22 protein-coding genes are annotated in these 23,026 nt (G+C 69.0%); 11 read left to right on the top strand and 11 right to left on the bottom strand.

Translation table 11 applies throughout. The features are described from left to right. Nucleotides 1–185 precede the first annotated feature (185 nt). From ASG52_RS23475 to ASG52_RS23455, 5 genes are all read right to left on the bottom strand, one after another. Nucleotides 186–1,544 carry a hypothetical protein gene (locus tag ASG52_RS23475; RefSeq protein WP_056248568.1) on the bottom strand — a complete coding sequence of 453 codons (1,359 nt, stop codon included), beginning with the start codon at nt 1,542–1,544 and terminating at the stop codon, nt 186–188. A gap of 78 nt (nt 1,545–1,622) precedes the next feature. Next, nucleotides 1,623–2,459: a glycine betaine ABC transporter substrate-binding protein gene (locus tag ASG52_RS23470; RefSeq protein ID WP_056248566.1), complete on the bottom strand. Its 837-nt coding sequence runs from the start codon at nt 2,457–2,459 to the stop codon at nt 1,623–1,625. A 97-nt stretch (nt 2,460–2,556) separates the two neighbouring features. Beyond that, nucleotides 2,557–3,408 (bottom strand): ABC transporter permease, encoded by an 852-nt coding sequence (locus tag ASG52_RS23465; RefSeq protein WP_056248564.1) that lies wholly within the window; start codon nt 3,406–3,408, stop codon nt 2,557–2,559. Further along, nucleotides 3,324–4,619 carry a quaternary amine ABC transporter ATP-binding protein gene (locus ASG52_RS23460; protein ID WP_056248561.1) on the bottom strand — a complete coding sequence of 432 codons (1,296 nt, stop codon included), beginning with the start codon at nt 4,617–4,619 and terminating at the stop codon, nt 3,324–3,326. Before ASG52_RS23460 ends, ASG52_RS23465 begins: the two co-directional genes overlap by 85 nt. 348 nt (nt 4,620–4,967) lie before the next feature. Beyond that, nucleotides 4,968–6,194 carry a DUF2252 family protein gene (locus tag ASG52_RS23455; protein ID WP_056248558.1) on the bottom strand — a complete coding sequence of 409 codons (1,227 nt, stop codon included), beginning with the start codon at nt 6,192–6,194 and terminating at the stop codon, nt 4,968–4,970. Nucleotides 6,195–6,785: 591 nt separating this feature from the next. Here ASG52_RS23455 and ASG52_RS23450 point away from each other — a divergent pair. The 5 genes from ASG52_RS23450 (at nt 6,786) to ASG52_RS23430 (ending at nt 12,399) form a co-directional block, all read left to right on the top strand. Beyond that, nucleotides 6,786–7,910, top strand: coding sequence for a lipid II:glycine glycyltransferase FemX (locus ASG52_RS23450; RefSeq protein ID WP_082552709.1), 1,125 nt, complete (start codon nt 6,786–6,788; stop codon nt 7,908–7,910). A 448-nt stretch (nt 7,911–8,358) separates the two neighbouring features. Further along, nucleotides 8,359–9,459: a GDP-mannose 4,6-dehydratase gene (gene gmd / locus ASG52_RS23445; protein WP_056248556.1), complete on the top strand. Its 1,101-nt coding sequence runs from the start codon at nt 8,359–8,361 to the stop codon at nt 9,457–9,459. Nucleotides 9,460–9,467: 8 nt separating this feature from the next. Further along, complete coding sequence (locus ASG52_RS23440) at nt 9,468–10,412, top strand: GDP-L-fucose synthase family protein (RefSeq protein WP_056248553.1); 945 nt, start codon at nt 9,468–9,470, stop codon at nt 10,410–10,412. Beyond that, nucleotides 10,409–11,614 (top strand): glycosyltransferase, encoded by a 1,206-nt coding sequence (locus ASG52_RS23435; RefSeq protein WP_056248550.1) that lies wholly within the window; start codon nt 10,409–10,411, stop codon nt 11,612–11,614. The genes ASG52_RS23440 and ASG52_RS23435 overlap by 4 nt, the downstream gene beginning before the upstream one ends. Continuing rightward, on the top strand, nt 11,611–12,399 hold the full coding sequence (locus tag ASG52_RS23430; RefSeq protein WP_056248546.1) for a WecB/TagA/CpsF family glycosyltransferase: 789 nt from the start codon (nt 11,611–11,613) through the stop codon (nt 12,397–12,399). The genes ASG52_RS23435 and ASG52_RS23430 overlap by 4 nt, the downstream gene beginning before the upstream one ends. A 196-nt stretch (nt 12,400–12,595) precedes the next feature. Here the strand turns inward: ASG52_RS23430 and ASG52_RS23425 are convergent, their stop codons facing one another. From ASG52_RS23425 to ureE, 6 genes are all read right to left on the bottom strand, one after another. Continuing rightward, nucleotides 12,596–13,450, bottom strand: coding sequence for an urease accessory protein UreD (locus tag ASG52_RS23425; RefSeq protein ID WP_286159152.1), 855 nt, complete (start codon nt 13,448–13,450; stop codon nt 12,596–12,598). A gap of 8 nt (nt 13,451–13,458) precedes the next feature. Then, nucleotides 13,459–14,100 (bottom strand): urease accessory protein UreG, encoded by a 642-nt coding sequence (ureG, locus tag ASG52_RS23420; protein WP_056248541.1) that lies wholly within the window; start codon nt 14,098–14,100, stop codon nt 13,459–13,461. Beyond that, nucleotides 14,097–15,809, bottom strand: a complete 1,713-nt coding sequence (gene ureC, locus ASG52_RS23415; RefSeq protein ID WP_056248539.1) for an urease subunit alpha — start codon at nt 15,807–15,809, stop codon at nt 14,097–14,099. The genes ureG and ureC overlap by 4 nt, the downstream gene beginning before the upstream one ends. 256 nt (nt 15,810–16,065) lie before the next feature. Next, the gene (locus ASG52_RS23410) at nt 16,066–16,761 is read right to left on the bottom strand and encodes an urease subunit gamma (RefSeq protein ID WP_056248536.1); all 696 of its coding nucleotides are present in this window, start codon (nt 16,759–16,761) and stop codon (nt 16,066–16,068) included. Between the two features lie 13 nt (nt 16,762–16,774). Further along, nucleotides 16,775–17,455 (bottom strand): urease accessory protein UreF, encoded by a 681-nt coding sequence (locus ASG52_RS23405; RefSeq protein WP_056248883.1) that lies wholly within the window; start codon nt 17,453–17,455, stop codon nt 16,775–16,777. 4 nt (nt 17,456–17,459) lie between these two features. Continuing rightward, nucleotides 17,460–17,933: an urease accessory protein UreE gene (gene ureE / locus ASG52_RS23400; RefSeq protein WP_056248533.1), complete on the bottom strand. Its 474-nt coding sequence runs from the start codon at nt 17,931–17,933 to the stop codon at nt 17,460–17,462. A 555-nt stretch (nt 17,934–18,488) separates the two neighbouring features. On the opposite strand from ureE, the gene pqqA reads away from it, so the two are divergent. The 6 genes from pqqA (at nt 18,489) to ASG52_RS23370 (ending at nt 23,008) form a co-directional block, all read left to right on the top strand. Next, nucleotides 18,489–18,578: a pyrroloquinoline quinone precursor peptide PqqA gene (pqqA, locus tag ASG52_RS23395; RefSeq protein ID WP_012317526.1), complete on the top strand. Its 90-nt coding sequence runs from the start codon at nt 18,489–18,491 to the stop codon at nt 18,576–18,578. A gap of 48 nt (nt 18,579–18,626) precedes the next feature. Then, complete coding sequence (pqqB, locus tag ASG52_RS23390; protein WP_056248879.1) at nt 18,627–19,526, top strand: pyrroloquinoline quinone biosynthesis protein PqqB; 900 nt, start codon at nt 18,627–18,629, stop codon at nt 19,524–19,526. Between the two features lie 192 nt (nt 19,527–19,718). Continuing rightward, complete coding sequence (pqqC, locus tag ASG52_RS23385; RefSeq protein WP_056248530.1) at nt 19,719–20,795, top strand: pyrroloquinoline-quinone synthase PqqC; 1,077 nt, start codon at nt 19,719–19,721, stop codon at nt 20,793–20,795. Then, nucleotides 20,792–21,946: a pyrroloquinoline quinone biosynthesis protein PqqE gene (gene pqqE / locus ASG52_RS23380; RefSeq protein WP_056248528.1), complete on the top strand. Its 1,155-nt coding sequence runs from the start codon at nt 20,792–20,794 to the stop codon at nt 21,944–21,946. The genes pqqC and pqqE overlap by 4 nt, the downstream gene beginning before the upstream one ends. Then, nucleotides 21,943–22,665 carry a hypothetical protein gene (locus ASG52_RS23375; protein WP_056248526.1) on the top strand — a complete coding sequence of 241 codons (723 nt, stop codon included), beginning with the start codon at nt 21,943–21,945 and terminating at the stop codon, nt 22,663–22,665. The genes pqqE and ASG52_RS23375 overlap by 4 nt, the downstream gene beginning before the upstream one ends. Beyond that, a complete protein-coding gene (locus tag ASG52_RS23370) occupies nt 22,646–23,008 on the top strand; it encodes a hypothetical protein (RefSeq protein ID WP_056248523.1) in 363 nt (120 codons plus the stop codon). Before ASG52_RS23375 ends, ASG52_RS23370 begins: the two co-directional genes overlap by 20 nt. The last annotated feature ends 18 nt before the right edge of the window (nt 23,009–23,026 follow it).

Below are 23,026 nucleotides of genomic sequence, written 5' to 3'. Positions count from 1 at the left end.
GCACGCGAAAAGGCGCGACTCCGGGAATGCCCGGAACCGCGCCCGTTGACGAAGATCGATCTCAGAGCTTGTTGGGCGGGCCCATCCCATCCGTCCCCCTCATCCTGAGCGTAGCGGAGGCCTCGAGGGAGGGCTTCGCTACGCTCAGGATGAGGGAGTGGGCGGGACGAATGATCGGCAAAAACTCAGAAGTAATAGCCGATGTTCATGATGAAGCGCGACTTCCACTTGTTGTCGCCGCCCTGCGCCAGCCCACTGGAGAACTGTCCGGCGCCGACATAGGGGTCGTTCCGGCCGATGACGCCTTCGGTGTAGATGATCAGGTTCGGGTCGGCGGTGAGCGTCCAGGCGCCGCCGATGATGAAGCGCTCGCTGTTCTGGAAGCTGGCCTTGTCCTTGAAGTAGGCGCTGTAGCCGCCGTAGGGCACCAGGGTGAACGGCCCGATCGGGTCGGCGATCTTGTAGCTGACCTCGGCCGAGACGAAGTTGCCGCGCGTGGCCATGTTGTAGGAGAAGTCAAAGCCGCCGATGCCGATCAGATCGTTGCGGAGCGGGTTCCTCGGGTCGATGTCCTGGCGGATGAAGATGCCCTTGAAGCCCCAGGCGCCCATGGTGCCGAGCACGTGGACGCCTTCGAGCTGCTTGGTGCCGGTCTGGCGGGTGTCGAAGTTGTACAGGTCCGAGTGCCAGATCGAGGCGCCGACCGCGAGGGAGGCGAAATCGTTCTTGTAGAGGAAGTATTCGGCGCGACCGATGAACATGTTCTGTTCGGCGTTGCGCGAGGCGAAGGGCGTGTAGGAATCGGCTCGGACGATGTTGGTCGAGTAGCGGGCGCTGTCGAGGCTGAGGCCGATGGCGTTCGGGTTGGCGCCGGGATAGTAGCCGACCTGATAGTTCAGGTCCGACTCGACGTGCGAGTACTTGACGCCGAAGTTGTAGACCTCTTCCAGGCCCATGGTGAAGCCCAGCGTCTCGATGAAGCTGTTGCCGAAATACGGCGTCAGACCGAACGGCGCCTGGTTGAGGCCGACCGTGATGCTGTCTTCCTTGGTGAGCTTGTAGCCGACATAGGCCCACATCGGGAAGCTGACCTCGCCGGGATACCCCCGGTAGCCGTTGCGCGGCCCGTAGATCGAGCTGCCGCCGTAGAAGCGGTACTGTGCGGCGCCAAAAATCGTGTCCGAATCGTAGGCCGCCTTGAGCGACAGCGTGTCGAAGTCGAAATGCTCGGACGCCTTGGGCTGCCCGCCGAGGCCGACGTCGTTGAAGCGCCAGTCGTAGCGGGCGCGGATCGCGCCGCCGAAGGTGAAGGTGCCGAACTCGGTCTTGCCCTTCGGCGGTGCGATGTCGAAGTTGCCGGCGGGCTTGGCGGCCTCGGGCGCGTAGGTCGGATCGGGGACCGCGATCGGCTGAACCCGATTCACGCGGCTCGGCTCGGCGTCGAGTTCGACCGTGCCCTGCGCCTGCGCCAGCGCCGTCGAAGCGCACAGCACCGTCCCCGCGGCGCACCCCATGAGGGCGGCCGTCAAGCTTTTCATCGTCATGTCGCCCCCAGCCTCTATTTCACTGTTGTGTGATTCGACCCGTAAATCTTATCATTTGCTTGGATTATGGCCAAGCTTTCATTTGAGCCAACCATCGACCGTGGAACGATTCTTTGCGATCCACTTGGCGGCGGTCTCGGCGGGCTTGGCCCCCTTCTCCTCGTTCTCGGCCATCACGGCCTCTTCCTCGGAGACCGAGAGCTTGAACTTCTTCAGGATCGCGTAGACCTCGGGCATGTCGTCCTTCAGTCCCTTGCGGGCGAGCGTGTTGACGCTCTCGTCGTCACCGAAGGCCTTCTTCGGATCGGCGAGGTACTTCAGCTCGTAGCGGGCGAACATCCAGTGCGGCGTCCAGGCGGTGACGACGATGTCCTTCTTCTGGCGCACCGCGTCCTTGAGGGCGCTGGTCATGGTCGCGTCGCTGCCGTCCACGAGCTTGACCGGCAGGTCGTAGGCCTTGATCGCGGCCTCCGAGCTCTTCATGATTCCGGCGCCCGGATCGATGCCGATCACCTGCCCGCCGACGTCCGCCGACTTGGTCTTGAGGTCCTCGATGGAGTTGAGCGAGGAGGAGGCCGGCACCGCCCAGCCGATCTTGGCGCCGGTGACGTTGGGGCCGAGCAGTTCGAGGCGGTTCTTCAGCTTCTCGTAATAGGCGGCCTGGGTCACCGGCAGCCAGGCCGCGACACTGGCGTCGGCATCCCCCGTCGCCACGGCCTGCCACATCGCGGCGGCGGCGAGCGGAATCGTCTTCACCTCGTAGCCCTTCTCCTCCAGCGCGAGCTTGAGGATGTTGGTGGCGACCACCGCGTCGGCCCACTCGACATAGGCGATGCGCACCTGCTTGCTCGCGGCGTCCGCCGGCGTCTGGGTCAGGGCGAGGCAGAAGAGGGCACCCAGCGTGGTCGCGCGCATGATCGTCTCGTGGTCAGGAGGGAAAACTAACAATTGTTGATGGTGCGGAGCTTGCCTGAACCGTCCGGCGAGTGAGACGCCGGACGGCCGTGAGGCTTCAAGCCGAGCCGTGGGGACGGGCCTTGGCGGCGAGCGCCTGGGTCGAACGGTCGAGGATGACCGCGACGATCACGATGCCGATGCCGGCCTCGAACCCGGCCCCGGCCTCGAGCCGCTGGATCGACTGCCACACCGCCCGGCCGAGGCCGCCGGCGCCGATCATCGCGGCGATGACCACCATCGAGAGGGCCAGCATCATGGTCTGGTTGACGCCGGCCATGATGGTCGGCAGCGCCAGCGGCAGCTGGACCTTGAACAGCTTCTGGCTCGCCGAGCTGCCGAAGGCGTCGGAGGCCTCGACCAGTTCGGAGGGCACGTTGCGGATGCCGAGCGCGGTGAGCCGGATCACCGGCGGCACCGAGAACACGATGGTGGCAAAGCAGGCCGAGACCGCGCCGAGGCCGAAGAACGGCAGCGCCGGGATCAGGTAGACGAAGCTCGGCAGCGTCTGCATCATGTCGAGGACGGGCGAGAACGTCCGCCACGCGCGTCGGCTCAGCGCGAACCAGATGCCGACCGGGATGCCGATCATCAGCGCCGCGATGGTCGCCAGGATGACGAGCACCAGGGTCTCGACGGTCGCCTGCCACAGCCGCAGGTTCCACAGGAACAGGAGCCCGCCGAGCGTCAGCAGGCCAACCTTGCGACCGCCGATCTTGTAGGTGAGAGCCGAGGCCGCGAGGATCGCGAGCCACGGCGGCACCGCGATGAGGGCGGTCGTCAGCGCCTCGATCCAGTCGGAGACCGTGCGGCTGACGGCGCGGGTCAGCCAGCTGCCATGCTCGGTGAGCCAGTCGAGACCGTTGTCGCTGAGCGTGTCGAGGGGGAATTTGGGGACGTTCCAGTCCATCGATCCGCTCCTGCCGGTTGGGTCTGAGACGAAGAATTGCCGGGCCGCGCGGCGAGCGCGCGCACAACGTCGCGGCTGGTGATCAGGCCGATCAGGCGCCCGTCCTCGGCCACCACCGCCACCGCGCCGCTGGCCGCGACCTGCGGCAGCACCGCGTCGAGGCGGGCTTCCGCCGCGACGATGCCGGGATCGAGATCGAGCAGGCCGGACACGGTCTCGCCGGTGCGCGCGGCGGCGAGGCGCTCGGCGCGCACCCGGCCGACGAAGCGGCCCGCGCCGTCGGCGACGAGCCAGCCGTCGCTGCCGCCCGCAACCGTCCGCAGCCGCGCCTCGGCCACGGTGTCGGTGGGGGCCAGCACGACCGCACTGCCGTCGGCGACCTGTCCGGCGCGCATCACCGCGGCCAGATCGATATGCTCGACGAAGCGGCGGACGTACTCGGTGGCGGGCCGCGCCACGACCTCCTCGGGTTGGCCGATCTGGACCACCTCGCCGTCCTTCATCAGGACGATGCGACCGCCGAGCGCCACGGCCTCGTCGAGGTCGTGCGAGACGAAGACGATGGTCTTCTTGAGCGAGCGCTGCAATTCGCGCAGCTCCGCCTGCATGTCGCGGCGGATCAGCGGGTCGAGCGCGCTGAAGGCCTCGTCCATCAGCAGGATGTCGGCATCCGCCGCCAGAGCGCGGGCGAGGCCGGCGCGCTGCTGCATGCCGCCGGATAATTCGTTGGGATACTTGCTTTCCCAGCCTTTGAGGCCGACGAGTTCGATCGCCCGCATCGCCGCGTCGATGCGCTGCTTGGCCGGGACGTTCTTGATCTCCAGGCCGAAGCCGACATTCGACAGGATGGTGCGGTTCGGCAGCAGGGCGAAGTGCTGGAAAACCATGCCGAACGCCTTCTGGCGGAAGGCCAGCAGCTCCTTGCGGCCCAGCTTCGTCACGTCGACGTCGTCGACGAGGATGCGGCCGACGGTGGGCTCGACGAGGCGGTTCATGCACCGCAGCAGGGTGGACTTGCCCGAGCCCGACAGTCCCATCAGGATCAGGATCTCGCCCTCGTGCACATCGAAGGAGATGTCGCGTAAGCCGACGACCGCACCGCAGGCCTGGGCCACTTCGGCCTTGCGCTTTCCTTGAGAGATCAAGTCGATGGCTTGGGCGGAGTTGGCGCCGAAGACTTTGCTGACGTTCTCAAGAGTGATGCGGCCCATGTGCTAGCAACCTCTTCGGATCAGCGCATTACGGCATTCGCCTCCCGGCGCCCGCAGTACTGCTTGACTTGTTTTGATCTGATCAAAAGCTAAACCCGACAGCCCCTGCGGCTTGTCCTGCGGCGACGCTTTTTGCCGCAGAGCCGACATGATCGGAAGTTTACCGGCAGATTCCGGCGCTGCACCGCAACATCGCGACCGATTTCGTCACGATGGCATAATATTGTGCACGGCTTGACTGCGACACGAGCAAATAGCGCCGCTGGACTTGCGATATCGTCAAGCGCGCGGGCGATTCAATGGCGTCCGCGGTGGGGCCGCAATGCGGCCCCGGCATGGAGGTGTGGCTCAGGCGGCTTCCGCGTCGGCGTAGGAGCGGCAATGTTCGAGGTAGCCGACCTCGTGGCGGCCCGCGAGTTCGACCACGCTCGACCACAGCCAGGACGGCGCGCCCTCCGCCGCCGGGGTGCCGCTCGCGACGGCGCGGCGCCATTCGGCGCGCACGGTCCGGCTCATCTGCCGGCCATGGGCCGCGCCGACCACGTGGGCGAGGTAGCGGGCCGCCCGCACCGCCTCACCGCTGCCGAACTGATCGACGTCGAGCTTGAGGTCCTGGGGCAGCAGCTCGCGCACCACCACCGGCTTGCCGAGGATGCGCGCGGGCAGCATGCGCTCGCCGAGATGGGGCGAGAGCGCGCGGGCACCGGCGACCACCCGCTCGGCCGGGTCTTTGGGCATCTTCACCCCCTTCGGCAGCTTGGCCTTCGGCGCCGGGGGCGCGGCGGCGGGCACGGCTTCCTTCAGGTCGACCAGCGCCAGCCTCGGCCTCTCGCCGCGCTCGTCGATGCGCAGCAGCGCGGCGCAGCGCAGGAAGCCGAGCGAGGAGCAGCCCTTCATCCAGTAGGCGGCATCCAGCAGCCTCACCCGCGCCTCTTCGGCGTGACGCCCGTCGATGGCGAGCACGAGTTCGCGCACGGCGTCCTCGTGGAACAGCGCGTCGAGGGCTTCATGCTCGTCGTCGGCGAGCGCCCAGAAGCGGCGCCCGCGGGGAATCTTGAGATCCTCGTCGTCCAGCCGATCGCGGGCGAGGTGCTTCCAGCGCCGTCCCAGCGCCCGGTGCCGGATCGTGCGCACCGCGTCGGGCTCGCGCGGCTCGCCCTCGCCGTCGCGCGAGCCCAGTCCGTCGCGATAGCCGCGCACCATCTCCTCCAGCATCCGCGCGGTGACGACGCCGGGCAGGTTGGAGCCGCGCGCCGCGCTCGCCAGCGACAGGCCGAGCCGCACGAGGTCGTGGGCGGGGTTGCCGATCACGGTCTGGTCGAGGTCGCGGATCTGGATCGCGACCTCGCCATCGGCGTCGGCGAGCGGCCCGAGATTGCCCAGGTGGCAATCGCCGCAGATCCAGATCGGCGGCCCCTCGGGCAGGGTGCCGCGGCGTAGGCCGTCGAGCCACTCGTAGAATTTCAGGGTGTTGCCGCGGACATAGGCGTGGGCCGACTTCGCCATCTTGAGCGCGCGCTGGCGCTCCAGGACGGCCTCGCGATCCGCCCGCTCCACCGCTCGATGCCGCGTCATCCGATCCCCTTCGCGCCCGGCGCGGGCGCCGCTGCCCCCCTAGAGCATCGGGCTGGATGTCGTATCCAGCCCGATGCTCTAGGTTCTTGTACCGCATCGGCTTTTTCCGAAAGCCGGTTCCCACCTTTCGGGCCGATGCTCTAGACCGTCAACGCGGGGCCCCTGTAGATCCAGGCGCGGCCCAACGCCCCGGTATGGTTGAGACGCGTTTGCGAAACGTAGCCAAGCCGGTGCGGTTCTCGGTAGTCTTTACGGAGGCGCTTCGAGCGCTCACGGGGGAATATCCGGCGCCGCTGCCGCGTTCAGTCGTGACAAGGTCGCATGGCAAGGCGCGCAGACGTCGTCGCCGGCTTGAGCGACCCGACCGCCTGCCGGAACGCTCTCCGCCGTAACGGCCAAGAAGAGCCCGGCCCTACGACGACCGGACGATGGCGCGCGACTCGGCGCTATCGGGTACAAGTCGAGACGACCCGCGGCGCAAAGCTTTGCCGCCGCACGACGATCTTGCCCGAACCGGGGCAATTCAGGGGGCTTCCATCGATGGCCGGGGAACCGACGGCTCCCCGGCCCGCAGCAGCGTCGGAGTCAACGATGAATCATTCGCGAACCCTGGCGCGCATCGCCACCGCGGCCCCGGACCTGCGGCGGCCCGCCGCCCGCTCGGACACCCGGCGTCGCGATCTCACGCCATCGGCCGCGATCGAGCGCCGCCCCGCCGCCGACGACCTCGCGGTCATCGACCTCACCGACGCGCCGGACTGGGACGCCCGCCTTGCCGACGTGCCGGGCGCCAACCTCTACGCCGCCCGGCCCTGGGGCACCTACAAGGGCCGCCTGAACTGGTCGGTGCGCCGCGTCGCGGTGCGCGACGCGCAGGGGCGCGACCTCGCCTTCGTCCAGTATCAGGTGCGCCGCGTGAGCTTCGCCCGCTTCGTCCTGGCGCAAGGGTGCCCGGTGCTGACGGAGGCCGGCGCGGCGCGGGCGGAGGCCACGCTGTCGGCCTTCCGCGACCACCTCGCGCTCGGCCCCTTCGATCTGCTCGGCGTGAACTTCCACGAGTTCCAACACAACGAGGCGGTGCCGGCGCTGCTGGCGCTCGGCTTCGTGCCGGTGGTCTCGGCCCGCCACCACACCCTCGAACTCGACCTGACCCGCGATCCCGAAGTGATCGAGGCCGGGCTCGACTCGAAGTGGCGCCGCAATCTCGCCAAGGCCAAGCGCAATCCCGATCTGGAGACCGTCATCCTGACCGATCCGGCGGAGCGCCTTGCCGCCTTCGACACCTTCGCCGGGATGTATGCCGCGCTCCAGGCCCGCAAGGGGTTTTCCAACACCCTGAACCCGCAGGCCTATCGCGACATCGCCGCCGCCGACCCGCGCCTCGTCATCCTCGAACTGCGCGAGAACGGCACGCCCATCATGGTGCGGATCGCCCACCGGGCCGCTGAGCGCTGGACCGACTTCTTCGCCGCCTCGAACGAGCGCGCCCGGGCCACCAACGCTGCCGCGCTCTCGGTCTGGACCCTGATCGAGGCGGCGAAAGCCGAGGGCTGCCCGGTCTACGACCTCGGCGGCATCGATCCGGCGGGCAACCGCGGCGTGTTCGACTTCAAGCGCGGCGTCAGCCGCCGCGCCGTCCAGAGCACCCCCCTCTGGCTCCACGGCCGCAACCGCCTCGTCCGCTCGCTCGCCGCCGCGCTGCTGACGCAACGCTGAGCGGCGGGCGCCGCGCCGCTTCCACGAGGCGGTCGATCCGGCACGCTTCCGTCCGGTCGCTCGGCCCACCGCCCCACCCCGTCATTGTGAGACGGGGTGGTTTTGCCGATGCAGCCGCATCTGCGCAAAAAGCATCAAATTCGAAGCAAATCATACTCTTGTCGTAAAGCGTCTTGCTACACCGGAATTTAGTCCGGGACCGTGATTGTCCGCTCCAGTCTCCAGCGCGGGGCGGACAGTCGAATCCCGAAACAAGTCGCCTGTCCCCTCGCCATCACAAGAATCCTTTCGGCCAAGCCAAATCCGTCCTTCCCTGAGCCAAACATCCCGTTCCGGCACAGAATCCGAGGGCACACCGCTTGCTGAAATGGCTTCGATCTCACCGGCCCGTCCCGCTTCGGCAGGACATGCGGCCGAATTCTTCAGTTGGCGCGTACCGAGGGACACGATGAAGACTGCACTCATCACCGGCATCACGGGCCAGGACGGCGCCTATCTGGCGGAGATGCTGCTGGCCCGCGGCTATCAGGTCCACGGCATCAAGCGCCGCTCGTCGAGCTTCAACACCGGCCGCATCGACCACCTGTATCAGGACCCGCACGACGACGACGTGCGCCTGCGCCTGCATTACGGCGACATGACCGATTCCGCCGCGCTGACCCGCATCATCGCCGACGTGCGCCCGGACGAGATCTACAACCTCGCCGCCCAGTCGCACGTCGCGGTCAGCTTCGAGACGCCGGAATACACCGCCAACGCCGACGCCGTCGGCCCGCTTCGCATCCTCGAGGCCCTGCGCCAGTTGCGGCTGACCGAGACGACGCGGTTCTATCAGGCCTCGACCTCGGAGCTGTACGGCCTCGTCCAGGCGGTGCCCCAGCGCGAGACGACGCCGTTCTATCCGCGATCGCCCTACGGCGTGGCCAAGCTCTACGCCTACTGGATCACGGTGAACTACCGCGAGGCCTACGGCATCCACGCCTCGAACGGCATCCTGTTCAACCACGAGAGCCCGATCCGCGGCGAGACCTTCGTCACCCGCAAGATCACCCGCGCGGTCGGCCGGATCGAGACCGGGGCGCAGGACTGCCTCTGGATCGGCAACATCGACGCCCAGCGCGACTGGGGCCACGCCCGCGACTACGTCGAGGCGATGTGGCTGATGCTGCAGCAGGACAAGCCCGACGACTACGTGATCGCCACCGGCGAGACCCGCTCCGTGCGCAGCTTCATCGAGGCGGCCTTCGCCGAGGTCGGCCGCACCATCGTGTGGGAAGGCCAGGGCGTGGACGAGGTCGGGCGCGACGCCCGCACCGGCGCGGCGCTCGTTCGCATCGATCCGCGCTTCTTCCGCCCGACGGAGGTCGATCTCCTCGTCGGCGACGGCACCAAGGCGCGGGAAGCCCTGAACTGGACCCCGCGCACCACCTTCGCGGAGCTGGTGCGCGAGATGGTCGAGGCCGATCTCGAAGAGGCCCGCTTCGAGGCCGAGACGGCGCTCCGCCGCCCGCGCCACCACGGCGCGCCGCTGCGCATCGCCGCCGAGTGAGCAGCCTCATGCGCTACGACCTCTCGGGCAAACGGGTTTTTGTGGCGGGCGCCCGCGGCATGGCCGGGGCAGCGCTCGTGCGCCGCCTCGCGAGCGAGGGCTGCGAAGTTCTCGCTCACGGCCGCGAGCGGGTGGACCTGCGCGATCTCGGCTCGGTCGAGGCCTACTTTGCGGATGTGCGCCCGCAGGCGGTGTTCCACGCCGCCGGCACGGTCGGCGGCATCCAGGCCAACGACCGCTATCCGGCGACCTTTCTCTACGACAACCTCGCCATGGCGGCGAACGTGATCCATGCCGCACACCATCGCGGCGTGGAGAAGCTCCTGTATCTCGGCTCCTCGTGCATCTACCCCAAGCACGCGGCCCAGCCGATGACCGAGGACGCGCTTCTGACCGGCCCGCTGGAGCCGACCAACCAGTGGTACGCGGTCGCCAAGATCGCCGGGATCAAGCTGTGCCAGGCCTATCGCAAGCAACACGGCAGCGACTTCGTCGCCGTGATGCCGACGAACCTGTACGGGCCGGGCGACAACTACCATCCGGAGAATTCGCACGTCGCCGCCGCGCTGCTCCGCCGTTTCCACGAGGCGCGCGAGGCGGGGGCGCCCAGCGTCACGATCTGGGGCACGGGCACGCCCTGCCGCGAATTCCTCTACGTCGACGACCTCGCCGACGCCTGCGTGTTCGCGATGCAGAACTGGTCGAATGAGGACATCCTCAACGTCGGCACCGGCGAGGACGTGACCATTGCGGACTTCGCCCGCACGGTGGCGAAGGTCGTCGGCTATCAGGGCGAACTCGCCTTCGATTCCGACAAGCCGGACGGCACCCCTCGAAAACTGCTCGACGTGTCGCGTCTGGCCGGCTTGGGATGGCGCGCGATGACCGGCCTCGAAGAGGGGCTGGCCCGCGCCTATGCCGACTTCCTCGGGGGCGGGGGCCGCAACCGGTGAGCGCGCGCCGCGTCCTCATCGTCCACAACCGCTATCAGATCCGCGGCGGCGAGGATGCCGTCGTGGAGCGCGAGGCGGCGGCGCTCGCGCGGGCCGGCTGCACGGTCGAGACGCTGTTCTTCTCCAACGACGACATCAAGGGGCCGGTCGATCGCCTGCGCGCGGCCTTCGAGGCGCCGCATGCGCGCCGCGGCATCGCGCGGGTGGTCGAGGCCGTGCGCCGGTTCCGGCCGGACGTGGTGCATGCCCACAACACCTTCCCGCTGGTCTCGCCCGGCGTCTTCGCCGCGGTGCGGGCGGAGGGCGCGGCGACCGTCCAGACGCTGCACAATTTCCGCCTCGCCTGCGCCGGCGCCCTGCTGATGCGCGACGGGCAACCCTGCGAGACCTGCGTCACCGGCTCGGCCTATGCGGCTGTGCGCCATGGCTGCTACCGCGGCTCCAAAATCGGCACCTTCGCGGTCGCCCGGATGATCGAGCGCCACCGCCGCATCGGCACCTGGACCCGCGACGTCGATGCCTTCGTGGTGCTGACTCCGTTTGCCCGCGGCCGCTTCGTCGCGGCAGGCCTGCCGCCCGAGCGCATCGTGGTGAAGCCGAACGGTCTGCCGGACCCCGGCGAACCCTCCGAGGCGCCTCGCCAAAGAATCCTGTTCGCTGGCCGGCTCAGCCGCGAGAAGGGCGTCGAGACCCTCAAAGCCGCCGCCGCGCAACTCGGCCAGAGCATCGACGTCGCGGGTGAAGGCCCGCTGCGGGACACGCTCGAAGGCGCCCCCGGCATCGACCTGCTCGGCACGCTGCCGGGCGCCGAGGTCCAGGCCCGGATGGCTCGCGCCGCCGCGCTGGTCGTCCCGTCGCTCTGGTACGAGGGCCTGCCGATGGTGGTCGCCGAGGCTTTCGCGGCCGGTACTCCGGTCATCGCCTCGCGCATCGGCGCGCTCGCCGACCTCGTCGAGGACGGCGTGACGGGGCTGCTCGTCACCCCCGGCGATCCGGACGATCTCGCGCGTGCCATGGCCCGCATCCTCGCCGACCCGCCCGCCGCCCGCCGCATGGGCCAGGCGGCGCGTGCCGCCTACCTGCGCGACTGGACCGAGGAGGCCACCACGTCGGCGCTCCTCTCGATCTACCGCCGGGCCTGCGCCGCCCGCGCGGCCGCCCCCCTCCCGCTCACCACCCCCGTTCTGGAGATCGCCCGATGAGCCACGATCCCGCGGTCGCCCGGTTCCGCCTCGCCGGGACCGGCATTTCCGCCGTCGACATGAAGGGCATGATCGGCGCGATCCGCCGCCGCCTCGATTCCGGCCGGATCCGGCCCGGCACCTTCGTGGTGTTTCGCGATGCCCACGGCATCGTCCGCGCCACGGAGGACGAGCGCCTGCTCGCCGCGCACGAGGCCGCCATGCTGGTCTGCCCCGACGGGCGCCCGCTCTACTGGCTCGGGCGCCTGCGCGGCGCCCGCGGCATCGGGCAGGTGCCGGGCATCGAGTCGGTCGAGGCGGTCTGCCGCGCCGGCCTCGTTCACGGCTGGCGCCACTACTTCCTCGGCGGCGGCGAGGGCGTCGCCGGGGCGCTGGCCGAGACGATGCAGGCGCGCCTTCCGGGCCTTCAGGTCGTCGGCACCGAGACGCCGCCGTTCCGCCCGCTCGATGCGCAAGAGACCGCCGCCATGCACCAGCGCATCCGGGATTCCGGCGCGCAGATCCTCTGGATCGGGCTCGGCACGCCGAAGCAGGAGCTGTTCATGGCCGAGCACGCCCCGCATCTGCCCGGCACCGTGGCGATGGGCGTCGGCGCCGCTTTCGACGTGCTGACCGGCCGGGTGCCCCGCGCGCCCGTGGCGTTCCAGGTCACCGGCCTCGAATGGGCCTACCGCCTCCTGCGCGAGCCGCGCCGCCTGACCGGCCGCTACCTCCACACGATCCCGCGCTTCCTGGCGCTGGTGGCTTCCGAGCGCCGCCGCCGCCCGGCCGGGGCGGCGGAGTAGGGGCTCAGGGCTCGTTCGACAGACTGCTCCTACCAGTCCCCCTCATCCTGAGGTGCGGAGCGAAGCGTAGCCTCGAAGGAGGGCTCCAGGGATCGCGCGATCCGCTGGAGCCCTCCTTCGAGGCCGCTCGCGCGGCACCTCATGATGAGGGGATGGGTGGGAGAAGCCGATCAAAAAGACGCTCGTAGCGGCCCCTTCACTTCCGCCGCCGAGCCGGCGCGCAGCCGCCGAGCGCCTGAAACGCGAGCCGGGCCAGCGCGTCGAGGCCGGTCGAGAGTCGGCCGCCGTCGGGCGCGAGGATACGCAGCCCCAGCCCCGCACCGTTCGGCAGCGGGCTCGCCCCGGCAAGGCAGCCGGCCGCGTCGCCTTCCGCCTGGAGCGTGCGCGGTGCCGGCAGGAGGTCGGCGGGGCCGATCAGGATCATCGTGCCGTAGGCGCGGTGCGTCCCCAGCGGTGAATCCGCCGCCGTGAAGGCGGGGCCGTCGATGGCGCTGCGCTCCCGCACCAAGGTCCGGCCCGACGGATCGGTGAGGCGCAGGCTCATGGTGAGGTGCTCGAACGGCAGGCCGCTCCCCGCCGGATCGTGGCAGGCCACGCTCTCGGTGAGGATGGCGCGGGCGCCGGGCTCCACCTCCATCTCGGTCGCGATGCTCAAGTGGGCGCCGGGAAACAGGATCAGCGGGTCCGGCGTGTAGGCGAGGAACGCATCCGTACTGACGCGCACCCGCGTGTCCTGCCGCGTCGGCAGCGGGCCGCCGCGATGGACGACCGTGCCGGCCTGGGTCGTGACGAAGGCTCGCGCCCCCGGCCGCGCCTCGATGGCGAGCGTCAGGTGATCCGAGCGGTAGAGGCCGCCCGAGGCCGATTGCAGGTAGAGGCTCGCCAGATCGGGCGCCTCCGGGTGCAGGCGAAACACCCGCGTGACGTGGAACGGGTAGGGCACGTGCTGGCGCGTCAGCACCGTCGCGCCGCCGCCGCGGGCGAAGACGAGCCGCGCCTCGGCCCGGCGGCCGACCGTCTCCAGAACCTCGCCCGAGGTGCGATCCGTCAACGACGACATCAAGGCGCGAACAGCACGGCGCGGGCGATGGCGTCGGCGACCGCCGCGATCCCTTCGCCGGAGCGGGCGTTGGTGGCCGCCACCGGCTTGTCGCCGCGCACCCGCCGGGCCTCGGCGAGCATGCCTTCGAGATCGACGCCGACATGTGGGGCGAGGTCGGTCTTGTTGACCACCAGCAGGTCGCAGCGCAGCACGCCGGGGCCGCGCTTGCGCGGGATGTCGTCCCCGCCCGCCACGTCGATGACGAAGATCCACCAATCGACCAGATCGAGCGAGAAGGTCGAGGCGAGATTATCGCCGCCCGACTCGAAGATCAGCAGCTGAAGGCCGGGGAACTTTGCCTCCAGATCGTCGCCCGCGGCGATGTTGAGCGTCGGGTCCTCGCGGATGACGGTGTGCGGGCAGGCGCCGGCCTCCACCGCCTCGACCCGGGCCGGGTCGATCAGCCCGGAGCGGCGCAGGCGCTCGGCATCCTCCTTGGTGACGAGGTCGTTGGTGACGACCGCGAGATCGACGCCGCGGGCCTGCAATTCCGGGATCAGCCGCTCGATCAGCGCGGTCTTGCCCGAGCCGACGGGGCCGCCGATGCCGATGCGAGCGGCGGTGACGGGCTGTGGGAATGCGGTCACGGGAGCGTTCATCGCAGCATGTAGCGTTGGGTGAGCGGCAGGGTGCGGGCGGGCTCGCAGGTGGCGAGTTGCCCGTCCACGAACACCTCGAAGGTCTGCGGATCGACCCGGATCTCCGGGCAGAGGTCGTTCCACAGCATGTCGGCCTTGGTGAGCGTGCGGGTGCCGCGGGCCGGCAGCAGGTTCTTTCGAAGCCCTAAGCTGTCGCGAAGCCCGCCCTCGATCGCCAGCGGATGGACGAAGCAGGCCGACAGGCCTTGCTTCGCCAGCCCGAACGCCCCCCATTGCGGGCGCATCAGCATCGGCTCGCAGGTCATCAAGGACGCCGCGGAATCCCCCATGGCGCCCCAGGCGATGAAGCCGCCCTTGATGACGAGTTCCGGCTTGATGCCGAAGAAGGCCGGGCGCCAGACCACGATGTCGGCCATCTTCCCCGGTTCCAGCGAGCCGATATGGGCGTCGATGCCGAAGGTGCGCGCCGCGTTGATCGTGTATTTGGCGATGTAGCGCTTGATCCGGGCATTGTCGCCCAAGCCCGGCTTCTCCTCCGGCAGGGCGCCGCGCTGGTCCTTCATCTTGGAGGCGAGCTGCCATGTCCGGCAGATCACCTCGTGGATGCGGCCCATGCCCTGGCTGTCGGAGCCGAGCATCGATATCGCGCCGATATCGTGCAGCACGTCCTCGGCCGCGATGGTCTGCGCCCGGATGCGGCTCTCGGCGAAGGCCACGTCCTCCGGCAGCGCCGGATTAAGGTGGTGGCACACCATCGTCATGTCGAGGTGTTCGTCGAAGGTGTTGACCGTGTAGGGATTGGTCGGGTTCGTCGAGGACGGCAGGCAATGCGGCAGCCCGGCCACGCGGATGATGTCCGGCGCATGCCCGCCGCCCGCCCCTTCCGTGTGGTACATGTGGATCGTGCGGCCGCCGATCGCCGCCAGGGTGTCCTCGACGAAGCCGGACTCGTTGAGCGTGTCGGTGTGGAGCTGGACCTGGAAGTCGTGCTCGTCGGCGAAGGCGAGGCACGAGTCGATCGCCGCCGGCATCGCGCCCCAGTCCTCGTGGATTTTGAGACCCAGTACGCCGGTCTCCAACTGTTCCTTCAGAGCTGCGGGCCGGTGGGTGTTGCCCCTGCCCAGAAAACCGAAATTGACCGGCCACGCTTCGGCCGCCTGGAGCATCTTGCCCGTATTGAACGGCCCGCCGGAATCGATGCCGACCGTGATCGGTCCGAGCGAGCCGCCGAGCAAAGTCGTAACGCCCGACGCGATGGCGTGGTCGGGGAGCCCCGCGGAATCGAAGTGAACGTGCACGTCGATGGCGCCGGGCGTCGCGATCAACCCCTCGCAGTCGCGCACCGTGGTGCCCGCCGACACGATCAGGCGCGGATCGACGCCGTCCATGATCGCCGGGTTGCCGGCCTTGCCGAGACCGACGATGCGCCCGTCCTTGATGCCGAGATCACCCTTCACGATGCCGAGCACGGGGTCGATCACGAGGACGTTGCAGAGCAGGAAATCGAGGGCTCCTTCAGCCGCCGTGACGCCGGGCGCGAGCCCGATGCCGTCGCGCAGCGTCTTGCCGCCGCCGTGGAGGCATTCGTCGCCGTAGACCGCGTGGTCGTGCTCGACCACCGCGACGAGCGAGGTGTCGGCGAGCCGCACCCCGTCGCCGGTGGTGGGGCCGTAGAGGGCCGCGTAATCGCGCCGGGGGATCGTGACCATTTCTTTGTGACTTTCCCTCAAGACCTATTCGACGGACTCATCCCACCCCACCCCCTCATTCTGAGAGGCTTTTCGACCGACTCATCCCATCCACCCCCCTCATCCTGAGGTGCCCGCGAGAGCGGGCCTCGAAGGAGGGCTCCAGGGATCGCGCGCTCCGCTGGAGCCCTCCTTCGAGGCTTCGCTCCGCACCTCAGGATGAGGGGGATGGGTGGGATCGTCGTATGGCGGCATCGGTGCGATCTCGAACGGGCGCTCAGGCGCCCTTGAAGCCGCGGGCCTTGGCGCGCGCCAGCGCGTCGGCGCGGGCGGCATCCGAGTCGAGCCGCCCTTGCGTCAGGTTGTTGAGGCCGGTGAGTTCCTTCGCACCGCCGAAGCCCGTGAGCGTCACGGTCTTGCGCTGGCCGGGCTCGAACCGCACCGCCGTGCCGGCGGGGATGTCGAGGCGGAAGCCCAGGGCCTTGGCGCGGTCGAAATCGAGCGCCCGGTTGACCTCGAAGAAGTGGTAGTGCGAGCCGATCTGCACCGGGCGGTCGCCGGTATTCGTGACGTCCAGCGTCACCCGCGGGCGGCCCGCCGAGAGTTCGATGTCGCCTTCGAGCGGCAGGATCGCGCCGGGCTCCAGCGTGTCGGGCTCGGACCCTTCCGCGGGGCGGATCGGCTCGTGGACGGTGACGAGCTTGGTCCCGTCGGGGAAGACGCACTCGACCTGCAAGATCGGCATCATCGCCGCGATGCCGGGCATCACGTCGTCGGTCGTCAGAATCGTCGAGCCCCAGCCGATCAGGTCGGCGACCGAGCGCCCGTCGCGGGCACCCTCCAGGATCTCGTCGGTGATGATCGCCACCGCTTCGGGATAGTTGAGCCGGAGCCCCCGCGCCCGGCGCTTGCGGGCGAGTTCGGCGGCGGAAAAAATCGTCAGCCGTTCGAGTTCGGTCGGCGTGAGCAGCATCGGCGCGTCCTTCTCAGTTCGCGAACAGCCGGAGTTCGGCCTGCGCTTGGCGCATCGCGGCGATCTCGATCAGCGGGGTGAAGCCGGTGAGCACGATGTCGTCATGCTCCTCGACCGGGCGCTCCAGAATCCGGGCGATCCGCGGCAGCGCGCCGGAGAGCACCCTTTGTGCCTCGATGGCGCCGACCAGCCCGAGCCGCACCGCGGCCGAGGTGAGGCCGGCGGCAAACCCGTAGCCGGCAATCGATCCCGCCTTCTCCTCGGACAGACCGAGCCCGCGCCACAACGCGCCCTGCACGGTGGCGAGGTGCCCGTGCATCGAACCCGCCCGCACCGCGGCCCGCATCTGGGCCGCGCCTGCCGTGCCGAGGCGAGCATGGGCCGCCAGCAGCGAGGCACCGTTGCGCCGGCTACCGATCCGCATCGGCTCGGCGAGCGAGGCCGCCTCCAAAGCCGCATCCACCGCCGCCAGCCGCGGCAGCGCGTCGGCCCCCGCCCGGTGGGCCAGAACGAGGGCGACCCGGTCGGTCCCGGCCCAGCGGAAGTCGAGCGCCGCCGCCACCGCTTTTGCCAACTCGACCTCGCCGAAGCCGGAATCCTGCGCCGCCAAGCCCTCGATGCCGTTGGAGAAGGCGAAGCTGCCGCTCGGAAACGCGGCATCGGCCTGCTGGAACGCGATCAGCTCCGCGAGCACCGGCTCAGGCCCCACCCGCATCTTTTGCCGGATCGACAACGGAATGGGCGACGCGGCCCTCCTCGACCAGGGCGCCGAGCCGCACGAGGTAGCTCTCGACCGGCCCCTCCAACGCGACCAGCAGCGCCCCTTCCGCGAACCGCACCCGCCAATGCAGGTTGCCGGCGTGGTAGCCGAGTTCGAGCGCATCCGCCGGGTCTTTGGGCTCCAACTGCAGCCAGCGTTCCGCCCCCACCCGCACCACGATGGCGCGGTTCTCTTCCAGCAGCAGCACCGCCCCGTCGAACAGGGCCTGATCCCGCGGCAGCGCCAGCGCGATCTCCTCGCCCCCCGCGGTGACGGCGCGCAGTCGCCGCCGGGCGACGTCGGCCCCGTCCACCCGCAGGATGTCGACGGCGCCGTGATGGTCGAGATGGTGCAGCCGCGCGGCCAAGTCCGCATCCTGCCGGCTGCCCAGGATCTGTTGGATCATCCGCATGCTTTCGCGGCTCCGGCTTCGGGTGGGATCGGGTACGCTTTCGCGATGAACCCGATGCGGGACGGTCGCTCAGCGACGACCCGACGCCAGGGGGCGGCGCCCCTCGCATCGTGCTTGGAACATAGTTTTCTTGCCGAGAAATACGCAACCGCCTCCGCTTCGATCGAAGCCGGCGCCGCCCCCCATGCAATTTTCGGCGCTGTCGCCCTCGGGATCGCCTCGGCATGGCAGCCGGCCGCCGGCGTCCGGAGCGAGACGGATTTCGCCCCCTGCGGCGGGCCGCCGCGGGCGCCGCGAAAAACCCGATACGGGTCAGGGCCATGGCCCCCGCCTGCCGGTCCGTTGCGGTGAACGCACCCCCACCGCCGTTAAGGCTTTCGGCAACATCCCGCACGGTGAGCTGGGAAAAAGCGGCAATTTGGGTCTTGCGGGCCGGGCCGGGTTGGGCGATACACCTCCAGCGCTGAAAAATCAGTGCGCCGTCAGTATCTTACGATCTTCTTAGAGTGTCGATCGCGAGACCCTGATGTCCGATAATGTTGCAGGAGAAACACCATGAAGTGGGCCGCCCCCATCGTTTCCGAGATCTGCGTCGGCATGGAAGTCACGAGCTACGAGTCGGCCGAGATCGACACCTTCAACTAAGAAGGGTTGAGCCGGGCCTGGACGATCGCGGACGAGCGGGTCAACACCATGCATGTCGTGATCCTGGGCTCGGCAGCGGGCGGCGGCGTTCCCCAGTGGAACTGCCGCTGTTCCATCTGTTCCCTGGCCTGGGCGGGTGACGCCCGCGTCAAGCCGCGCACGCAGTCGAGCATCGCGGTCTCTCCCGATGGAGAGCGCTGGCTCCTGCTGAACGCCTCCCCCGACATCCGCCAGCAGATCCAGGCCAACCCGCAGATGCATCCGCGCGAGGGCCTGCGCCACTCGCCGATCCACGCGGTGCTGCTGACCAACGGCGACGTCGATCACGTCGCGGGCCTGCTGACGCTCCGCGAGGGCCAGCCCTTCACCCTCTACGCCACGCCCGGCATCCTCGGATCGGTCACCGACAACCGCGTCTTCGACGTGATGGCGGCCGACGTGGTGAAGCGGCAGACGATTTCGCTGAACGAGACCTTCGAGCCGGTGCCCGGCCTCAAGGTCACCCTGTTCTCCGTGCCCGGCAAGGTGCCGCTCTGGCTGGAGGACGCCTCCATGCAGATCGGCGCCGAGACCGAGACCACGGTCGGCACCATGATCGAGGCCGGGGGAAAGCGGCTCGCCTACATCCCCGGCTGCGCCCGCGTCACCGACGACCTCAAGGCCCGCGTCTCGGGCGTCGATGCCCTGCTGTTCGACGGCACGGTCCTGGAGGACGACGACATGATCCGCGCGGGCGTCGGCACCAAGACCGGCTGGCGCATGGGCCACATCCAGATGAACGGCGAGACCGGCTCGGTCGCGTCCTTCGCCGATGTCGAGATCCGCCGGCGCGTGTTCGTCCACATCAACAACACCAATCCGGTGTTGGTCGAGGATTCCCCCGAATGCGCGAGCGTCGAAGCGCGGGGCTGGACCGTGGCCCATGACGGGCTGGCGCTCGACCTCTAAGCCGGAACTAAGAGGGCAAGGCCCGGAGGCCCCTTGGCTTCCCCCGGGCCGGCCCAATATATTTTGCACGATACAATCGTGCGGTGGGCGCCCTGTCCTTCACGGGCACCGCGGCCCATCTTAGAGTCACTCTCAGGACGCGCCCCCGAGAGTCCCAAAAAAACGCCAGAGAGACGGGGAGAGCCCAACGCCATGACCGCCCAATTTCTGCCCCCCGTCCCCGACGCCGGCGACCGGCTCCTGAGCCATGAGGAATTGGAGGCGGCGTTGCGCGACATCGGCGCCCGCCGCTACCACAACCTGCACCCGTTCCATCGCCTGCTGCACGACGGCAAGCTCTCGAAGGATCAGGTGCGGGCCTGGGCGCTCAACCGCTATTATTATCAGGCGATGATCCCGGTGAAGGACGCCGCGGTGCTCGCCCGCCTGCCGGACGCGCAGCTGCGCCGCATCTGGCGCCAGCGCATCGTCGATCACGACGGCGACCACGAGGGCGATGGCGGCATCGAGCGCTGGCTGAAGCTCGCCGAGGGTGTCGGCTTCACCCGCGACTACGTGCTCTCGACCAAGGGCATCCTCTCGGCGACGCGCTTCTCGGTCGATGCCTACGTGCATTTCGTCTCCGAGCGCTCCCTGCTGGAGGCCATCGCCTCCTCGCTCACCGAGATGTTCTCGCCGACCATCATCTCCGAGCGCGTCGCCGGGATGCTGAAGAACTACGACTTCATCACCAAGGACACGCTGGCCTATTTCGACAAGCGCCTGACCCAGGCCCCGCGCGACGCCGACTTCGCCCTCGACTACGTGAAGCAGCACGCCCGGACGCCGGAGCAGCAACGCGCCGCCATGGCCGCGCTGACCTTCAAGTGCAACGTGCTCTGGACCCAGCTCGACGCGCTGTACTTCTCGTATGTGGCGCCGGGCATGATCCCGCCGGATGCGTGGCAGCCGGGCGAGGGCCTCGTGTCGGAGGGCTTGCCCGCAGGGAAGCCCGCCGCCTTCTCGGGCGGCGACGTGCCGCGGCTGCCGCGCGGCGTGCGCCTGCGTTTCGATGAGGTGCGCAACAAGCACGTGCTGCTCGCCCCCGAGCGCACCTTCGACCTCGACGACAACGCCGTCGCGGTCCTCAAGCTCGTCGACGGCACCGCGAGCGTCTCGCAGATCGCCCGCACCCTGGGCCAGACCTACGACGCCGACCCCGCCGTCATCGAGGCCGACATCGTCGTGATGCTGGCCGACCTCGCGCAGAAAAGGGTCTTGGAGCGATGAACGCACCCGCGCCCGCCCCCTCCCCCGCCGACGTCATCCCGGCGCCCGTGGGTCTGCTCGCCGAGCTGACCCACCGCTGCCCGCTGCGCTGCCCCTATTGCTCGAACCCGCTCGAACTCGACCGGCGCTCGGCCGAACTCGACACGGCGACGTGGCTGCGGGTGTTGAACGAGGCCTCGGCGCTCGGCGTGCTGCACGTCCACCTCTCGGGCGGCGAGCCGACCGCGCGCAACGACATCGTCGAGATCACGGCCAAATGCGCCGAACTCGGCCTCTACTCGAACCTGATCACCTCCGGCGTCGGCGGGGCGCTCGCCAAGCTCGACGCCCTCTACGACGCCGGCCTCGACCACGTGCAGCTGTCCGTGCAGGGCGTCGATGCCGCCAACGCGGAGAAGATCGGCGGCCTGAAGAACGCGCAGCCCCAGAAGATGCAGTTCGCGGCCCGCGTGACCGAACTCGGCCTGCCGCTGACCCTGAACTCGGTGATCCATCGCGGCAACATCCACGAGGTACCGGGCTTCATCGACCTCGCGGTCAAGCTCGGGGCCAAGCGGCTGGAGGTGGCCCACACCCAGTATTACGGCTGGGCCTACGTCAACCGCGCCTCGCTGATGCCCGACAAGAAGCAGGTCGACGAGTCGATCCGCATCGTCGAGGCGGCGCGCGAGCGGCTGAAGGGTCAGCTCGTCATCGACCTCGTGGTGCCGGACTACTACGCCAAGTACCCGAAGGCCTGCGCGGGGGGCTGGGGCCGCAAGCTCATGAACGTGACGCCGCAGGGCAAGGTGCTGCCCTGCCACGCCGCCGAGACCATCCCCGGCCTCGAATTCTGGTACGTGAACGACCACTCGCTCGGCGACATCTGGACGCAATCGCCGGCGTTCGCGGCCTATCGCGGCACCTCGTGGATGAAGGAGCCCTGCCGCTCCTGCGACCGGCGGGAGAAGGATTGGGGCGGCTGCCGCTGCCAGGCGCTGGCGCTCACCGGGGACGCCGCCAACACCGATCCGGCCTGCTCGCTCTCGCCGCTGCACGGGAAGATGCGCGATCTCGCCGCGGAAGAGGCTGCCGAGAACCCGCCGGACTATATATACCGCTCCATCGGGACGAATGTGCAAAGTCCTTTGACCGAGAAGGCACCCCTTTGAGCCGTAACCTCCTGCTGGCCGCGCTCGCCGCGGCCTCCCTCACCACGACTTCCCTGGCCACAACCGCCGTATGGGCGGCCCCCGACACTCCGACGCCGGCGGCGACCGACGCGACCAAGCAGGACGCGGGCGACCTGTTGTTCGAGCGGCCGCAGATGAAGAACACCGCGCCGGGCAGCACGATCACCTACGATTACCTGCGCCGCAGCGGCATCGTCCGCGGTCCCTACGGCCCGCCGCTCAACGACGAGATCAAGTTCACGATCGAGCCGGGCAAGAGCGCCGAGAGCCGCGACGTGCGGGTGCAGATGTTCTCCGGCGGTAACCGCGTTCCCGCGGGACCCTTCGTGGACATGCCGGGCAACCCCGTGCTCAGCCTGTTCCTCGAGAACCACCTCAAGGGGCTCGCCGGCCTGCTGGAGGCCAACCCGCGCTACCTCAAGAACGCCATCCGCAAGGGCATGCGCGAGAAGGCGACGATCACGAAGACCGAGGTCGAGTTCAAGGGCCGCAAGGTCGAGGGCTGGAAGATCGAGATGCAGCCCTTCCTCGGCGACCCGCTGACCGACCGCATGCGCGGCTTCGACGGGCTCACCTACACCTTCGTCACCTCGCCGGAGGTGCCGGGCGAAATCGTCTCGATCCAGGCCCGTGCCACCAAGCCGGACGGCGGCGAACTCCTCGAAGAGAGGCTGGACTATGATCAGAAGGATTCCTGAGGCGTTCGCGGCGGCTCTGCTCGCCGCGCTCTTCGCTGCGCCTGCGCAGGCCGAGGAGAACGATTATCCGACGGATGCCAGGGCCGATTACGTGTTCGGCTGCATGGCCGCCAACGGACAGACACGCGAGGCGCTGGAGAAGTGCTCCTGCTCCCTCGACGCGATGGCCGCGATCTTGCCCTACGACAAGTACGTGCAGGCCTCGACCATCCTGTCGATGCGCCAGGGCATCGGCCAGCGCACCACCGCGTTCAAGGCGACCAAAATGTTCGACGACCGCGTCGCCGATCTCCGCCGCGCCCAGGCCGAAGCCGAGATCCGCTGCTACCGCGGCGCGACCTAATCGGGTTTCGCCGGGGGC

It is taken from the genome of Methylobacterium sp. Leaf456, from assembly GCF_001425465.1.
Lineage (GTDB): Bacteria > Pseudomonadota > Alphaproteobacteria > Rhizobiales > Beijerinckiaceae > Methylobacterium.
Note: the sequence above shows the minus strand (reverse complement) of the source record. Positions and strands in the feature narration are given on the sequence as shown.

Excerpts from the sequence above, each read along its gene's own strand:
- ASG52_RS23475 (WP_056248568.1), bottom strand. The coding sequence starts at position 1,544 with ATGACGATGAAAAGCTTGACGGCCGCCCTCATGGGGTGCGCCGCGGGG.
- ASG52_RS23470 (WP_056248566.1), bottom strand. The coding sequence starts at position 2,459 with ATGCGCGCGACCACGCTGGGTGCCCTCTTCTGCCTCGCCCTGACCCAG.
- ASG52_RS23465 (WP_056248564.1), bottom strand. The coding sequence starts at position 3,408 with ATGGACTGGAACGTCCCCAAATTCCCCCTCGACACGCTCAGCGACAAC.
- ASG52_RS23460 (WP_056248561.1), bottom strand. The coding sequence starts at position 4,619 with ATGGGCCGCATCACTCTTGAGAACGTCAGCAAAGTCTTCGGCGCCAAC.
- ASG52_RS23455 (WP_056248558.1), bottom strand. The coding sequence starts at position 6,194 with ATGACGCGGCATCGAGCGGTGGAGCGGGCGGATCGCGAGGCCGTCCTG.
- ASG52_RS23450 (WP_082552709.1), top strand. The coding sequence starts at position 6,786 with ATGAATCATTCGCGAACCCTGGCGCGCATCGCCACCGCGGCCCCGGAC.
- gmd (WP_056248556.1), top strand. The coding sequence starts at position 8,359 with ATGAAGACTGCACTCATCACCGGCATCACGGGCCAGGACGGCGCCTAT.
- ASG52_RS23440 (WP_056248553.1), top strand. The coding sequence starts at position 9,468 with ATGCGCTACGACCTCTCGGGCAAACGGGTTTTTGTGGCGGGCGCCCGC.
- ASG52_RS23430 (WP_056248546.1), top strand. The coding sequence starts at position 11,611 with ATGAGCCACGATCCCGCGGTCGCCCGGTTCCGCCTCGCCGGGACCGGC.
- ureG (WP_056248541.1), bottom strand. The coding sequence starts at position 14,100 with ATGAACGCTCCCGTGACCGCATTCCCACAGCCCGTCACCGCCGCTCGC.
- ureC (WP_056248539.1), bottom strand. The coding sequence starts at position 15,809 with ATGGTCACGATCCCCCGGCGCGATTACGCGGCCCTCTACGGCCCCACC.
- ASG52_RS23410 (WP_056248536.1), bottom strand. The coding sequence starts at position 16,761 with ATGCTGCTCACGCCGACCGAACTCGAACGGCTGACGATTTTTTCCGCC.
- ureE (WP_056248533.1), bottom strand. The coding sequence starts at position 17,933 with ATGCGGATGATCCAACAGATCCTGGGCAGCCGGCAGGATGCGGACTTG.
- pqqA (WP_012317526.1), top strand. The coding sequence starts at position 18,489 with ATGAAGTGGGCCGCCCCCATCGTTTCCGAGATCTGCGTCGGCATGGAA.
- pqqB (WP_056248879.1), top strand. The coding sequence starts at position 18,627 with ATGCATGTCGTGATCCTGGGCTCGGCAGCGGGCGGCGGCGTTCCCCAG.
- pqqC (WP_056248530.1), top strand. The coding sequence starts at position 19,719 with ATGACCGCCCAATTTCTGCCCCCCGTCCCCGACGCCGGCGACCGGCTC.
- pqqE (WP_056248528.1), top strand. The coding sequence starts at position 20,792 with ATGAACGCACCCGCGCCCGCCCCCTCCCCCGCCGACGTCATCCCGGCG.
- ASG52_RS23370 (WP_056248523.1), top strand. The coding sequence starts at position 22,646 with ATGATCAGAAGGATTCCTGAGGCGTTCGCGGCGGCTCTGCTCGCCGCG.